Origin of the sequence: Treponema primitia ZAS-1, from assembly GCF_000297095.1 — a bacterium.
Lineage (GTDB): Bacteria > Spirochaetota > Spirochaetia > Treponematales > Breznakiellaceae > Termitinema > Termitinema primitia_A.
In genome coordinates this window covers 22,906-37,298 of the sequence record NZ_AEEA01000019.1, presented here as the reverse complement: position 1 = coordinate 37,298, position 14,393 = coordinate 22,906, and the positions used below count along the sequence as shown (strand labels likewise).

Genomic DNA, 14,393 nt, shown 5'->3' with positions numbered 1-14,393 from the left:
TCACCGAAACTTTAGTTTTTTGATTCTCTAATCTTGGCATGATTCTTGCTTTATACCTAAGACGAGGTATTAAGTGACCAAGCCATTTAACCGTATGATAATACTAGCAGACGATCTTACCGGTGCAAATGATACGGCCATTCAATTTGTCAATCAAGGACTGTCCGCTCTGGTAATTACCGATACCAAATTTTCCGATCCCGCCGCTTTTGCTAACTACGATGTCATTTCCATTAACTCCGACAGCCGTGGGATGAGCGCCGGTGATGCCTATAATACGGTCAGGGATCTGGTGGTCCGGCTCGGGTCTAATCAGGGGGGAGATGTTTTTTACAAGAAGATCGACTCCGTACTCCGGGGTAACCCTGCGAAGGAATTGGCCGCGGTGATGGACGAATTGGATATACCCCTGGCTCTGGTGGCCCCCTCATTTCCCGCCAACCAAAGCATCCTTGAACATGGGATGCTTAATTCAGGTTCCGGTGTTATTGACGCGGTTAAGGTCTTTGCCGGAGGAATGGACCAACGGGTAGACAGCGTTCCCCTGGAGGAAATTCGCCGGGGCCCCCAGGTTGCTGCGGAATATATCCTTTCCCGTCATGCCGATGGGGTAAAGGTATTTGTGGCGGATGCCCTCACCGATACGGACCTGGAGGAGATTTACCGAACTGCGGCGACCCTGAAAAAACAGGCCGTTCTGGCGGGTGCGGCGGCCCTGGCGAATCAGGTTGCTAAGAGCATGGGTCGGGAAAAACCCTGGAAATCTCCGCAGTTTTTAACGAAGCGCAGCAACAGTCCGGCGTTGATACTTGCAGGAACCCGGCAGGGCGAAACCGCAGCCCAGATTACGACCCTTTCCCGAATCCTGTCGGTTCCGATTATCCGTTTCCGGGTAGATCTGGTAAAACAGGGCAAGTGTGAGGATGCCATCTTGAATGCGTACCGGGCGGCGGTAGAATACATGGCGCAGAAACCGGAGCTGTGTATTATCGCCGTAGAAAGTATGTTCAAATCGGAGATACCCACCGGAAATGTGGACCGGAATAATGATGGCGATTCCGACAGCAGCGCAATCTCCGGAGCATTGGGGGCTCTGGCAGGAAAATTGCTTGATACCTTTCAATTTCAGGTAATGATTACCACCGGGGGAGATACTTCTCTGGGGGTGTGTCAGCAATTGGGGATAAAGGGGATTCAGCCTTTGGCGGAAATATGTCCCGGCATTCCCATCGGCAGAATTACCGGCGGTACCTATGACGGCCGATTCATTATTACAAAAAGCGGGCGCTTTGGAAACAGCGGATCCCTTTTGGAAATAATGAGCTATCTCAACATTATCAGGAGGAGTGATGAGTAAAAAACCAATTCTTGGGATTACTATGGGGGATCCGTCGGGATGCGGCCCGGAGATAACCATTAAAGCCCTGGGACAAAAAAAAATCTACGAGGTCTGTAAACCTCTAGTGGTGGGTGATGCCCGTGTTTTGGAGAAAGCCGCCCGGGAGGCAATAAAACGACAGGATCTGGTTATTCATCCCGTATCGTCCGTGGGAGAATGCCTTTTTACCTATGGAACTATAGATGTATTTGATCTGCACAATGTGGAACTTGATAAGCTAAAAATTGGTAAGGTAGACGCCATGAGCGGTGACGCTGCCTTTACTTCGGTAAAGAAGGTAATTGAGCTGGCCCTGGCGGGGGATATCGACGCTACCATTACTAATCCGCTTAATAAGGAAGCGCTTAATTTGGCGGGGCATCATTACTCAGGGCATACGGAAATTTACGCTGACCTGACGAAAACGAAGGATTATTCCATGATGCTGGCGGACGATGCCCTCCGGGTTGTCCATGTTTCCACCCATGTTTCCCTGCGGGAGGCCTGTGACCGGGTAAAAAAAGACCGGGTCCTCAAGGTGATTGAACTTGCCCATACTACCTGCAAGAGCCTGGGCATTGAAAACCCACGGATCGCCGTGGCGGGGTTAAATCCCCACGCGGGGGAAAACGGGATGTTTGGCCGGGAAGAAATTGACGAGATTATTCCTGCCATAGAAGCGGCCAAGACAAAGGGGATCAATGCCGATGGCCCCATTCCGCCGGATACGGTTTTTGCCAAGGCCCACGGAGGTTTGTACGACATCGTGGTGGCCATGTACCACGATCAGGGTCATATACCCCTCAAGGTGCTGGGGTTCCAATACGACAAGACTGCGGAAAAATGGCAGGCGGTCAACGGGGTTAATATCACCCTGGGGCTGCCAATCATCAGGAGTTCCGTGGATCACGGGACCGCATTCGGTCATGCATGGCAGGGTTCTGCTAATGAGTCAAGTCTGGTAAATGCTATCGAATATGGCATTACCTTGGCGGTGAATAAAAAGTAAGGGGGTATTACTTTGTCGGCAGTTAAATGGTTGGATAAGTATTTTGAGGAAACGCTTTTGATAATTTTTTTAGTGATAATAACATTTTTAACGGGTTTACAGGTATTTATGCGTTACGTACTGAACGCCTCCCTTACATGGAGCGAAGAATTAAACCGATATTCCCAGGTATGGTCAGGTTTTCTTTGTGTCGGGTATTGTATCAAGAAAAGCTGCGATATCAAAATTGATATGTTTACCCTAATGCTTCCAAAGATTGTTCGGAAAATTTTGAACCTAGCCATATCACTTATTTCAATTGTGCTGTTTGCAATTTTTACCAAAGCCGCCTGGGGGATTATCGAAAAAATTCTGGTCAGCGGGCAAACCAGTGCCGCACTAAAGCTTCCCATGCAATACCTGTATGGGGCTCCGCTGGTCGGTTTTGGATTGGGATTTTTGCGGCTTATACAAAGCATTATACGACAGTTTAGACCGGGTACAGAAAACAGCAAGGAGGTACCGGTATGAACCTCAGTTTATTTTTTATTCTGCTTGGGGTTAGTTTTTTTATAGCCGTCCCAATCGGTGTGGTGTTCGCGGGAATTTCTATATTACCCAATTTGTTAAGCCCATCCTTCCCCTTTACGGCAGAAGCGGCCCTTCGTAGTATGGTAAGCGGATTAGACAGCTTCCCCATCCTCGCGATACCGCTTTTTATGCTTTCTGGGGTTATTATGGCGGGTGGAAAGATCTCCGAAAAAATTTTCAATTTTTTCGCTTATTTTGTCGGCGATAAAACTGCGGGTTTCCCCTGCGCGGTTGTTATTACCTGCCTTTTTTACGGAGCAATTTCCGGCTCCGGTCCTGCGACTACCGCCGCGGTAGGGGCCATGGCAATCCCCTTTCTTACCGGCATGGGGTATGATATTGTTTTTGCATCATCCCTTGTGGCGATCTCAGGCGGTTTAGGGGTAATAATTCCGCCGAGCATTCCGTTTATTGTGTATAGCTCGGTGGCGAATACCTCAACATCAAACCTGTTCATCGCCGGTATTATCCCCGGTATTCTTATCGCTTTTTTCCTGATGCTCTATGCCTATATCTATTGTAAAAAACACGGAGAGGATAAGGCAAAGCTTCACGAAAATTATTTGAATATCCGCGCTAAGGGATTGGGGCATCTTTTCCTTGATAGCTTTTGGGCGCTTCTGACTCCGGTAATTATTCTGGGAAGTATCTATGGCGGAATCGCAAGTCCCACGGAAGCGGCGGGAATTTCCATCTTTTATGCTCTTTTTGTCAGCATGGTTATATATAAAACAATTAAGGTAAAGGATTTACTACAAATATTAAGAGACGGTGTAAGAACATATTCGGCAATTCTTTTTATTATCGCTACCGCGGTAACCTTCGGGCGGGTACTTGCGCTGCTCAGAGTTTCTACCAGTGTAAGTGCCGGGATACTTTCCGTGGTTTCGAGTAAAGTTGGTGTTCTCCTGTTTATCAATTTTATCCTGCTCATCGCCGGTATGATCGCAGATCCCCTGGTTTCAATCATGATACTTACCCCAGTATTCCTGCCGGTTGTCAACAGTGTAGGGATCGATCTTACCCATTTCGGTATCATCATGGTGGTAAACCTTGCGGTTGGCTTTGTAACCCCGCCAATGGGTATGAATCTCTTTGTTACCAGTAATCTTACCGGTATTCCTGCTATGATGCTGGCCAAAAAAATTATGCCCTTCATCGCGTTTTTTGTGGTTGCTATTATTTTAATCAATGCGATTCCAGGCTTAAGCCTGATCCTAATAAAGAAATAACAAGAGGAGTTATTATGAGCAGTTTGAAAAAAACAATCGCCGTGGTTGGTACCGTAGTGTTACTGACCGTCCTGTTCGTGTCCTGCAACGGTAAATCCGGGCAGTCGGAAAATGCCTCCGGAAAAACCGTTTCCGGTCCGGAGTACAATTTTAACATCGGATTTTCGCCGAATGAAGAAAGCATTAACTATGCTATCGCAACAAAGGCGAAGGAACTTATGGAACAAAAAAGCAATGGACGGGTTACCATGACGGTATACCCGAACAGCCAACTCGGCAAAGACCGGGAAACTATTGAGGGAACCATCGCCGGTAATGTTGATTTTGTGCTTTTAGTTACTCCCCTGTATGTAGATTTTGTACCTGCGGTAGCGGTCTTTGACCTGCCAAATATTTTCCCAGATCTTGAAACCGCGCGAAAAACACTGGACGGCCCGGCTCTTCCGGCGATGCAGGCTGCGTTTGAACAATACGGCCTTAAACTCTTTTCCTTCTCTGATGCGGGATTTCGGGAAATGTCTACCAGTAAACCGGTACGTTCTATCGCAGATTTTACCGGGCAGAAAATCCGCGTTATGGAAAATAAAAATCATATCGAATACTGGAGATCCTTGGGAGCAAACCCGACCCCGATGGATTTTGCCGAAGTGTATATCAGCCTGCAGCAAAAAACTATTGACGCGCAGGAAAATCCCTACGATCTCATCATTACCTCAAAATTTTATGAGGTCCAGAACGCGGTTGTGGAAACTAATCATATCTTGCATATCCTGACCCCGGCTATGAATCTTGCACGGTACAACAGCCTACCTGCGGATGTTCAGAAAATCGTTGCGGATTCAATTGATGAGGCAACCAAATACGGCAGGCAAGTGGCGGATCAGCGTATTGCGGGATATAAACAGACTATCCGTGATAATAAAAATGAAATTATCACTATCCCGGAAGATATGCGGCTTGAAATTGTCAGGAGATCCCAGAGTGTTGTTAAAATGGTGCGGGATCAAATCGGAGATCAACTGGTTGACCAGGTTCTTGCAGCGGTCGAATCGGTGAGTAAATAACATAAAATATGGGGGCAATATATGGTGTATGATATTTGGATCCGTAATGCAAGAATTATTGACCCGCGGAGAAATCTGGATCAGAAGGGTGACCTATTTATCTATAATGGAAAAATTATGCCGCCCCCCGCTTCAGTGCCTGAAGCAGACGAGATTGTAGATGCCGAGGGGTGCTTTGCCTTTCCGGGGCTCATTGATTTTCATACCCATCTGGCCCGGGGCCTGACCGATATCGGGCTTGCCCCGGATGTAATGACCCTGCCGAATGGGGTAACCGCAGCGGTGGACGCCGGATCATCAGGGTGGGCTAACTATGAAATTTACCGGAAAGGGGTTGCCGCTTCCAGTGAAATCACCATCCGTAATTTCATCAACGTCTCTCCCAACGGGTTTGTTATTGAGCCTTACTTTGAAGATGTGGATCCCGTTAAATACGATCGAAAACGTCTTGCCTTCCTTTTTGATAAATATCCGAATGAGCTGCTCGGCCTTAAAGTTCGGGTTGGAAAGCCTTCGTCAAAACATCTTGGGGTCATGCCCATTGCGGCATCGGTGGAGCTTGGAAAAGAATTGGGGGTACGACTGGCAAGCCACGTGGTGGAACCGGAATCACCCTACTCGGAAGTCCTCGCTCCTATGCGGAAGGACGATATTCTTTGCCATTGCTTTCAAGGCAAAGGCCCCTATTCCATTTTGGACAGTAATGGTAAGGTACAGAAGGTAGTTCGGGAAGCCCGGGATCGGGGGGTTGTTTTTGACGCCGCATCGGGCCGGGCAAATTATAGTTTTGGTATTGCCCAAAAAGCTTTGGACGACGGCTTTTATCCCGATATTATCAGTACCGATGTGGTCACCTATAGTATCTACCGCCGCAAGGTATTTGCGCTGCCCTATGTCATGTCTGCCTATCTGGGTATGGGAATGCCTCTCATGGATGTTATCAGAGCGGTCACCGATACTCCAGCTAAGCTCATGAACCTGCCCGGTGTTATCGGTACCTTGGCCCCGGGGGCACATGCAGATATTGCAATCTTCAAACTCCAGGAAAAAAAGATGGGGTTCAAGGATCAGTTCAACAATGTGGTGGATGGGAAGGGGCTCTTGGTTCCCCAAATGACGGTTAAGGACGGTTGGATTATGTACCGGCAAATTACCTTCATGGACTGGTAAACCAGAACAAGGCGTAAAAGGAGTTACAGCAATGCCCGGTGTTATAGAACAATTGTGTAATGAAGTTCAGCTTCCCAAGATGCTTAAGGTACGGCAGCATTTTGATCGTCAAAAAATTCCTGTGGAAGAAATACCCCAGGCGGTTTTAGCGGAACTTTCCCACCCCGGCATTGTGGATGCAATCAAGCCGGGTAAACGGGTCGCAATTACCTGTGGTAGCCGCGGCGTTGCGAATATCGCACTTATTACAAAAGCAATTGTAGACTTTGTTAAATCAAGAGGCGCGGAGCCCTTCGTGGTACCCGCCATGGGAAGTCATGGCGGAGCCACCGCCGAAGGACAGCGTGCTTTAATTGAAAGTTATGGGGTCACCGAAGAATTTATCCGGTGCCCCATCGTTTCATCTATGGAAACCGTGCTTATCGGTACCAGCGAAGAGGGCCACGGGGTACGCATTGATCGTAATGCGGCGGAGTCCGATGCGATTATCGTAGCAGGAAGGATAAAACCGCATACAGATTTTCGGGGCCCCTACGAAAGCGGGTTGATGAAAATGATGGCTATCGGATTGGGGAAACGGGAAGGGGCAAGCATTTGCCACGAAGCCGGTTTTGGTCAGATGCACCACATGGTGCCGCTTTTTGGCCGTTGTATTCTGAAAAACGCCCCCATCGCCTTAGGATTTGCTATCCTTGAAAACGCCTATTATGAAACCTATAAATTCACCGCCCTGCGGCCGGATGAATTCGATGAAAAGGAACCTATCCTTTTAGAAGAAGCCAAAACACATATTCCGAAGATCCTTTTTGAAAGCGCCGATGTACTGGTTGTTGACCGGATAGGAAAGGATATAAGCGGAGACGGGATGGATCCAAATGTTACCGGCCCCAGTTCATGTTCGCCCTATGTAACCGGAGGCTTGAATGTACAGCGCACCGTGGTACTCGATCTTACCCCGGCTACCCACGGCGGCGCCATGGGTATCGGCGCCGCTCAGACTACTACCCGGCGGCTTTTTAACAAGATCGATTTAGACGCCACCTATGTCAATGCTTTAACCAGTACTGTGTTGGATTTTGCGCGCCTTCCCTGTATTCTTGATACGGATAAACAGGCGATACAACTCGCGGTGCTATCCTGTCTGGGCCGCAGCCGAACCCAGCCGCGGATCATCCGTATCGCCGACAGCGGACATACCGAAAATATTTGGGTATCAGAACATTTACAAAAAGAGGCGGAAGGAAATCCCGGGGTTGAAATTGTAAGTGCCCCAGAGCCATGGGCTTTTAATACGGATGGGAATTTATGGTAATTCCCCGCAGGCTTGTATCAACAGGCATTAAGTTGTTAGTATAGAGCTATGGATTATTTTACTATTAATGGAAACATTCGTCTGCGTTATGCGGAAGAAAAAGACACGGCCCTTATCCTGGAATTTATCCGGGGCCTGGCGGAATACGAACATCTTCTGGATCAGGTTGAAGCCACCCCGGAGGACCTTAAAAAATATATCTTTCACGAACACAAAGCCGAGGTGATCATCGGTGAATATAAGGGTATTCCTGCTGGGTTTGCCCTTTTCTTCCATAATTTTTCTACCTTCCTGGGAAGGCCCGGTATTTACATTGAAGACCTTTTCGTAAAACCGGAACTGCGGGGCAAGGGACTGGGCAAAGCCCTGTTCACCTGCCTTGCGGCCCTGGCGGTGGAAAGAAACTGCGGCCGTTTGGAATGGTCCTGCCTCAATTGGAACGAACCCTCTATCGCCTTTTACAAAGCCCAGGGCGGACAGCCCCTTACGGAGTGGACCACCTTCAGAGTCACTGGGGATAAGCTTACGGATATGGCGGGCCGATCGGGGAAGCTATAAATACTTCCTCGTATAGAATATTGCCAATTAATTTTGCAAAAACAAAGTCACTCCCTGCTAAAAAAATCCCCGTACCGGTAAAATTTCAGTTTCAGTTCCACCGCCGTTTTAAGCAGGTACTCCAGGCGTTCCGGGCTGATACCCCAGGCGGCATTCGCAGCAATAGTGTGGGTTGTGAGGGGCAGGACACCGCCTGAAAACTTTACAATCCTTAGCATGGCCCTGATATCGGCTTTGAAGGCTTCGTCGGTTTTATATTGGGTATTATCAATGGACTTTGAGGAAATATAGCCGGCCCGTATGGCATCTGCGGTATATAAACGATAGGTAACGCCGAATCCCCTGAGTATGGGAAAAACCGCTCCCAGGGCTTCGTGCATCCATGGCTCGGAAAGACCGTAGGGAAAGGCGAAGGCCGTAAGGGGAAACCCCAGCAGCCGGAAGGTTTCCAGAGCTCCAAGGGTTTCCTCAAAAAACACTTGGCGGGAAACCTTAACTAAATTCAGGTGGTTTTTTGTGTGGAACCCGATCTCATGCCCCCGGCTTAGAGCGGCGACGCAGAAGGAAGAATAGTCTCCCTGAACAAAAAAGGTAGCATGCGCGCCGTAACGATCCAGAAGATCAAAATACCGCTCCCAGACAGCCTGGTAATCATCGTCAAAGGCCAGCAGTATCCCCGAATCGTCTTCCTCGATTGTCCAGAGGAAAGAGCCGGTCCGTTCATCCCCGCTGTCTTTTTTGGCAACCGAAAAATCCATCTCAAATACGGTTTTTCCGGGAACACCGGATTCCTGCGGCCGGGCGTTCTCCGGGTCCCAGCGAATTTCATAACCTGGCGGATCTCCGGTAACAACAATGCTGCCATCAGGCTCAATGGAGTACCGCCGGGGAAGGTCCGGATCATTGGCGTTTATTTTCCGTATAAGCTCTTCCATGGACAAAAGGGGCGGCTCGGCCTCACCGGGTAATCCTGTTTCCGCAGGAGACTTCCCCGGATGTTCAAGGGCTGTATCCCGGCCGCCCGGGGATTCCGGAACCCCGCCGGGTACGGAAGACGGTCTGCTCGCACAGGAGATGACGCTGAGCGCCGTGAGGATGGAAACGAAAAGAAAAACCCATTTTTTCATTGGGGCATAATTCCTCAAAAACCGGATGTATGATACCATATTCCGTAGAAAAGGCATAGAATACGTTTAGGGGAAGATCTGGGTGAATATTATGATTACCGCCGGCGGAACCATGGAACGGATTGATTCCGTCAGGAGTATTACCAACCATGCCACGGGCAGACTGGGCAGCCTCATCGCCCGCTGTTTTGATGAAAAGCCGGAAACGGAGCGTATCTTTTATATCTGCGGAAAAAACGCGCCCCGGCCCGAGTCCCCCAAGACGGAAATCACGGTAATTGAAGACACCGCCGGCCTGGAGCGGGCAGTACGGAATATTCTGCAAAGCCGCCGGGTGGACGCGATCATCCACAGCATGGCGGTGAGCGACTACCGGGTCCGGGCGGTCACCACCCCGGCTCTTATCGCCCAGGCAGCCGGACCGGTGCCGAACCAGTCCGCTCTGCTCAATGCCCTGGAAAACGCCCCTTCCTTGGAACAGGGTGCCAAGATAAGCTCCGATGAAAAGCGTCTGGTTATCACTCTGGAACCCACGGTGAAAATCATATCCCTGTTCCAAACCCTGGCGCCCCATACGATGATTGTGGGATTTAAGCTCCTGGACCATGTACCCCATGAGACTCTGATCGACACCGCGTATCGGCTCCTTGAAAAAAATCACTGCGCCTATGTGCTTGCCAATGACGCCGGAGATATTCACGGGGATGCCCATATCGGATACCTTGTGGATGCAGAACGCCGGGTTCAGTGTTTCGAAGATAAGAGCGGAATTGCCAGGGGTATTACAGAAAATGTAATTGAAAAATTCAAAGGGAGAAATAAAACGCCCCGGAGGGACACATGAAAAATATTATCCTAGGGATAAGCGGCAGTATCGCTGCCTACAAGGCTGCGGATCTCGCCAATACCTTCACCAAGGAAGGACACGCGGTCCATGTGATCATGACCGCCTCGGCGCAGCAGTTCATTACCCCCATTACCTTTCAGACCCTTACTAAAAATAAAGTGTACACCGAAATGTTCGATGAGATCATCTACGAAGATGTGCGCCACATATCATTGGCCCAGAAAGCGGACATTGCCCTGATCGCCCCGGCTACGGCCAACATCATCGGGAAACTTGCTTCGGGCATCGCCGACGATATGCTCACCACGGTGATCATGGCCATACAGAAGAAGCCCATAGTGATATGTCCCGCCATGAACACCGCCATGTACGAGAACCCGATAACCCAGGACAATATTAAAAAACTTACCGGGTACGGCTATCAATTTGTGGAGCCCCGTGAAGCCCGGCTTGCCTGCGGAGATCTGGGTAGGGGCGCCCTGGCGGATTTGGATACCATTATTGCTGCGGTACACCGGCTTCTTGAACAGGGCCAATAGGATGGATCATGTGATTAAGGGCATGGAAGAAATTAATATCCAAGACATTACCGGTTTCCGCATAGGCCAGGAACAGAACCCGGATGCCGCTACGGGCTGTACCGTTATTATCTGCGAGGAAGGGGCAGTCTGCGGCGTAGATGTTCGGGGTGGTTCCCCGGGTACCCGGGACACTGACGCCCTTAACCCCATCAATAACCGCAAGTATGTCCACGCAGTACTTCTGTCAGGGGGCAGCTCCTTCGGCCTGGACGCCGCAGGCGGTGTGATGCGCTTCCTGGAAGAGCGGGGCATAGGCCGGGATGTGGGGGTCACGAAAATTCCCAACGTATGCGCCGCCATCCTGTTCGACCTAAAGTGCGGCGATTCCCGTATCCGCCCCGACGCTGCCATGGGTTACGCCGCCTGCGAAAATGCCTTCCGCGGTGAAGTCTTTCAAAGCGGCAACTTCGGCGCAGGAACCGGCGCCACCGTGGGCAAGACCCGGGGAAGACGCTTTGCCATGAAGGGCGGTATAGGGGCTGCAGCATTCCGTTACGGGGACCTCTTAGCCGGGGCTATCGTGGCGGTTAACTGCGTTGGTGATGTACTCGACGACGGCGCCATCATCGCCGGATCCCTGGCGGATGACCACCGCAGTTTCGCAGACAGCGAGTCGATCATCCTGAAGAACTACCGAATGGGGAATGACTTTTTCAACGGCGATTCCGATGGCAGTGCCGCCAACGGCATGGCGGATGGGAACACAGTCCTGGGCTGTATTATCACCAACGCCGCAATGGACAAAGCCGGGGCCACCCGGCTTGCCGCCCAGGGGCAGAATGGCATAGCCCGTGTTATCCGCCCGGCCCACTCAATTTTTGACGGAGACACGGTCTTTGCCCTGTGTACCGGCAAAGTCGCCGCAACGATGGATGCCGCGGGGATACTCTGCGCAGCTGCGATGGAGACGGCAATCCTCAATGCCATAAGAAACGCCCGGTCTTTAGGAGACTATATCGCACAGACAGATTTAAAAGGAAAAAATAAATATGGATAATTTTACGTTTATAGAGAATGAATCCGATCTGATCGCCTTTAGAAAATATTTGTATCAGGAAAATATAGATAAAATATCCATGGATTTTGAGGGAGACTATAATCTTCATGCGTACGGGGAAAAATTATGTTTAATACAAATATTTGACGGTAAAAAATATTTTATAATAGATCCCTTAAAGATACGGAATGAAGAGCTAATAAACTTTTTTGAAAACAAAAAAATAGTGAAATATATGTATGGAACTGAATCGGACATTAGCCTTATCTATAAACAATACGGCATAAAATTAAATAATGTATTTGATCAAAAGATATTAGTAGATCTACTGGAGATAGAACCAAAAGGCCTTGATGCAATTTTAAAAAGTGTTTTAAATATTGAGATAAAGAATAAAAAAAGATTTCAAATGTTCAATTGGTTAAAACGTCCAATTGACAAGGAAGCTCTGGAATATGCCTTAAATGACGTTGCCCATCTATTCCAAATAAATACTATTTTAATGAAGAGAATAATAGATGAAAACAAGTATAATGATCTGGTACTATCAATAATCAAAAGAGATTTCGAATTTGAAAAGGAAAGGATCCCCGGAGTATTTAAAAAATTTGAATTCAAAAATTTGTCTAAGGGGAAAAAAGATATATTTACCAAAATTCACACTTTGCGTGATGAAATTGCACGGGAATATAATTTGCCGCCGAACAACTTATTAAGTAACGATACAATGTTTAATTTAGTAAACGGAAGGGAATCCCCGGAAAAGGTACGGTTGGATAAAAAAATAACGGAAAAAACAAAAAATGAAATTATTGATAAATTAAAGGGCTTGTTACCGTAAAATGATTCTTATGAAGCGCTATCAGTCCTTCGTCACGCATACGTCCAAGCTCTGAGGACATGGCGCTTCGGTCTATGGAAAGATAATCCGCCAGTTCCTGACGGTTAAAGGGGATTTCAAAACTATTGCCTTTGGCTCTAACTGCCTGGGAGGACAAGTAGGAAAGCAATTTTTCCCTGGTGGTGCGCTGGGTTATATGCTCCAATTTTTGTATCAGCGCAGTGTTTTTTTTGTATTTCCGTTTCCGGGCGCCCAGACAGCCAATTAGAGTATCCAATTCATCGGACTTTATTCCTTCAAAGAGGGGACAATTCAGTTGTAAATACAACATATTTCTATTTCCAAAATACTGCATTTAATCGACCAAATCCAGAGGAGGAGATAATTCCCAGAATTCGGATTGTATGATATCATCGTTTATATTGGAGAAACTATGAGTGCACTGGAAAACCTGTTTGAATCCCTCAAGAAGGCCCAAGCCGAATTGGCCCTGCAGAACCGCGGCCAAAAGGACGCCGCCCTGAAAGCGGTTATGGATGCCATTGAGAAGGGCCGGGTGGATATCCTCAAGGCCAATGCCGCGGATGTGGAAAAGGCCCGGGCCGGGGGTATGAAGGAAGCCCTGGTGGACCGGCTGCTCCTTAACGATAAACGCATCAACGATATTATAGAAGGAATAGATACGGTGGTCCGCCAGGAAGACCCCATAGGAAAGGTACAGACGGGATGGGTTCTGCCCAACGGCCTGCAGGTGGAGCGGACCACGGTCCCCCTGGGGGTGGCGGCGATCATCTACGAGTCCCGGCCCAATGTTACCGCCGACGCTTTCAGCCTGGCCTACAAGGCCGGGTGCGGCATCCTGCTCCGGGGTTCCTCGGCAGCGCTGGAATCAAACCGGGCTTTGGTTAAGGCCATCAAGGAAGGGCTTAGCACCGGCGGTGGCATCAGCGATGCGCTTGCCCTAGCGGAATCCGGCAGCCGGGACGAGGTTGGCGAAATTCTGAGCGCCCGGGGAAAGATCGACGTAGTTCTACCCCGGGGCGGGAAGGATCTGATCCGTCGCGTGGTGGAAAATGCCAAGATTCCGGTGATCGAAACCGGAGAAGGAAACTGCCACATCTATGTTGACAGCAGCGCCGACATCATCAATGCGGTGGATATCATCGAGAACGCCAAGCTCCAGAAGCCCGGGGCCTGCAACGCCGTGGAAACCGTCCTGGTTCACCGGGACATCGCCGCGGTTCTCCTGCCCCTCTTGGCGAAACGGCTTGCGGGTAAGGCGGAACTCCGCTGCGATAACGCGGCTAAGACAGCTATAGGTGTTCTGCCTCAATCGCTGCTTTTAAAAGATGCGGTGGAAGAAGACTGGGAAACCGAATTCCTCGATTACATCCTGGCGATAAAAACCGTGGACACCCTGGAGGAAGCGGTGACCCATATCAACCGGTACGGGACAAAACATTCCGAGGCGATCCTCACCAACGACCACCGTGCTGCGGAAGAATTTGAACGCCGGGTAGACGCCGCCTGCGTGTACACCAACGCCTCCACCAGGTTTACCGACGGCGGCCAGTTCGGCTTCGGGGCGGAGCTGGGGATCAGTACCCAGAAGTTCCACGCACGGGGCCCCATGGGGCTTGAAGCGCTGACTACGATAAAGTATCGTATACACGGAACAGGCCAGATACGGCCATAATTAAACAAGGA

The 14,393-nt window shown here is 49.4% G+C and carries 15 protein-coding genes; 13 read left to right on the top strand and 2 right to left on the bottom strand.

The window, feature by feature from the left end:
* Positions 1 to 73: 73 nt before the first annotated feature.
* Genes TPRIMZ1_RS0102245 through TPRIMZ1_RS0102210 form a run of 8 tightly spaced genes read left to right on the top strand, consistent with a single transcriptional unit; the run spans position 74 to position 8,293 of the window.
* Positions 74 to 1,357, top strand: a complete 1,284-nt coding sequence (locus TPRIMZ1_RS0102245) for a four-carbon acid sugar kinase family protein (RefSeq protein WP_010254073.1) — start codon at positions 74 to 76, stop codon at positions 1,355 to 1,357.
* On the top strand, positions 1,350 to 2,387 hold the full coding sequence (gene pdxA / locus TPRIMZ1_RS0102240) for a 4-hydroxythreonine-4-phosphate dehydrogenase PdxA (protein ID WP_010254070.1): 1,038 nt from the start codon (positions 1,350 to 1,352) through the stop codon (positions 2,385 to 2,387). Before TPRIMZ1_RS0102245 ends, pdxA begins: the two co-directional genes overlap by 8 nt.
* A gap of 12 nt (positions 2,388 to 2,399) precedes the next feature.
* Positions 2,400 to 2,897 (top strand): TRAP transporter small permease, encoded by a 498-nt coding sequence (locus TPRIMZ1_RS0102235; RefSeq protein ID WP_010254066.1) that lies wholly within the window; start codon positions 2,400 to 2,402, stop codon positions 2,895 to 2,897.
* Positions 2,894 to 4,189, top strand: coding sequence for a TRAP transporter large permease (locus tag TPRIMZ1_RS0102230; protein WP_010254063.1), 1,296 nt, complete (start codon positions 2,894 to 2,896; stop codon positions 4,187 to 4,189). The genes TPRIMZ1_RS0102235 and TPRIMZ1_RS0102230 overlap by 4 nt, the downstream gene beginning before the upstream one ends.
* A 14-nt stretch (positions 4,190 to 4,203) precedes the next feature.
* Positions 4,204 to 5,253 (top strand): TRAP transporter substrate-binding protein, encoded by a 1,050-nt coding sequence (locus TPRIMZ1_RS0102225; RefSeq protein ID WP_010254060.1) that lies wholly within the window; start codon positions 4,204 to 4,206, stop codon positions 5,251 to 5,253.
* A gap of 21 nt (positions 5,254 to 5,274) precedes the next feature.
* On the top strand, positions 5,275 to 6,423 hold the full coding sequence (locus TPRIMZ1_RS0102220; RefSeq protein WP_010254057.1) for an amidohydrolase family protein: 1,149 nt from the start codon (positions 5,275 to 5,277) through the stop codon (positions 6,421 to 6,423).
* A gap of 31 nt (positions 6,424 to 6,454) precedes the next feature.
* Positions 6,455 to 7,735: a lactate racemase domain-containing protein gene (locus TPRIMZ1_RS0102215; RefSeq protein ID WP_010254054.1), complete on the top strand. Its 1,281-nt coding sequence runs from the start codon at positions 6,455 to 6,457 to the stop codon at positions 7,733 to 7,735.
* Between the two features lie 48 nt (positions 7,736 to 7,783).
* Entirely contained in the window at positions 7,784 to 8,293 is a 510-nt protein-coding gene (locus TPRIMZ1_RS0102210; protein WP_010254051.1) for a GNAT family N-acetyltransferase, read from the top strand.
* Positions 8,294 to 8,340: 47 nt separating this feature from the next.
* Here the strand turns inward: TPRIMZ1_RS0102210 and TPRIMZ1_RS0102205 are convergent, their stop codons facing one another.
* Positions 8,341 to 9,420 carry a polysaccharide deacetylase family protein gene (locus TPRIMZ1_RS0102205; protein WP_010254048.1) on the bottom strand — a complete coding sequence of 360 codons (1,080 nt, stop codon included), beginning with the start codon at positions 9,418 to 9,420 and terminating at the stop codon, positions 8,341 to 8,343.
* A gap of 91 nt (positions 9,421 to 9,511) precedes the next feature.
* Between TPRIMZ1_RS0102205 and TPRIMZ1_RS0102200 the strand changes: the two genes are divergently transcribed.
* From TPRIMZ1_RS0102200 to TPRIMZ1_RS0102185, 4 genes are read left to right on the top strand one after another with little or no spacing between them, the layout of a single operon-like run.
* The gene (locus TPRIMZ1_RS0102200) at positions 9,512 to 10,264 is read left to right on the top strand and encodes a phosphopantothenoylcysteine decarboxylase (RefSeq protein ID WP_232616727.1); all 753 of its coding nucleotides are present in this window, start codon (positions 9,512 to 9,514) and stop codon (positions 10,262 to 10,264) included.
* Complete coding sequence (locus tag TPRIMZ1_RS0102195; RefSeq protein ID WP_010254041.1) at positions 10,261 to 10,806, top strand: flavoprotein; 546 nt, start codon at positions 10,261 to 10,263, stop codon at positions 10,804 to 10,806. The genes TPRIMZ1_RS0102200 and TPRIMZ1_RS0102195 overlap by 4 nt, the downstream gene beginning before the upstream one ends.
* A 10-nt stretch (positions 10,807 to 10,816) precedes the next feature.
* Positions 10,817 to 11,845 (top strand): P1 family peptidase, encoded by a 1,029-nt coding sequence (locus TPRIMZ1_RS0102190; RefSeq protein WP_010254039.1) that lies wholly within the window; start codon positions 10,817 to 10,819, stop codon positions 11,843 to 11,845.
* On the top strand, positions 11,838 to 12,686 hold the full coding sequence (locus tag TPRIMZ1_RS0102185) for an HRDC domain-containing protein (RefSeq protein WP_010254037.1): 849 nt from the start codon (positions 11,838 to 11,840) through the stop codon (positions 12,684 to 12,686). Before TPRIMZ1_RS0102190 ends, TPRIMZ1_RS0102185 begins: the two co-directional genes overlap by 8 nt.
* Here the strand turns inward: TPRIMZ1_RS0102185 and TPRIMZ1_RS18275 are convergent.
* Positions 12,655 to 13,017 carry a Crp/Fnr family transcriptional regulator gene (locus TPRIMZ1_RS18275; protein ID WP_010254034.1) on the bottom strand — a complete coding sequence of 121 codons (363 nt, stop codon included), beginning with the start codon at positions 13,015 to 13,017 and terminating at the stop codon, positions 12,655 to 12,657. The genes TPRIMZ1_RS0102185 and TPRIMZ1_RS18275 overlap by 32 nt on opposite strands.
* A gap of 102 nt (positions 13,018 to 13,119) precedes the next feature.
* On the opposite strand from TPRIMZ1_RS18275, the gene TPRIMZ1_RS0102175 reads away from it, so the two are divergent.
* Complete coding sequence (locus TPRIMZ1_RS0102175) at positions 13,120 to 14,382, top strand: glutamate-5-semialdehyde dehydrogenase (RefSeq protein WP_026043462.1); 1,263 nt, start codon at positions 13,120 to 13,122, stop codon at positions 14,380 to 14,382.
* Positions 14,383 to 14,393 lie beyond the last annotated feature (11 nt).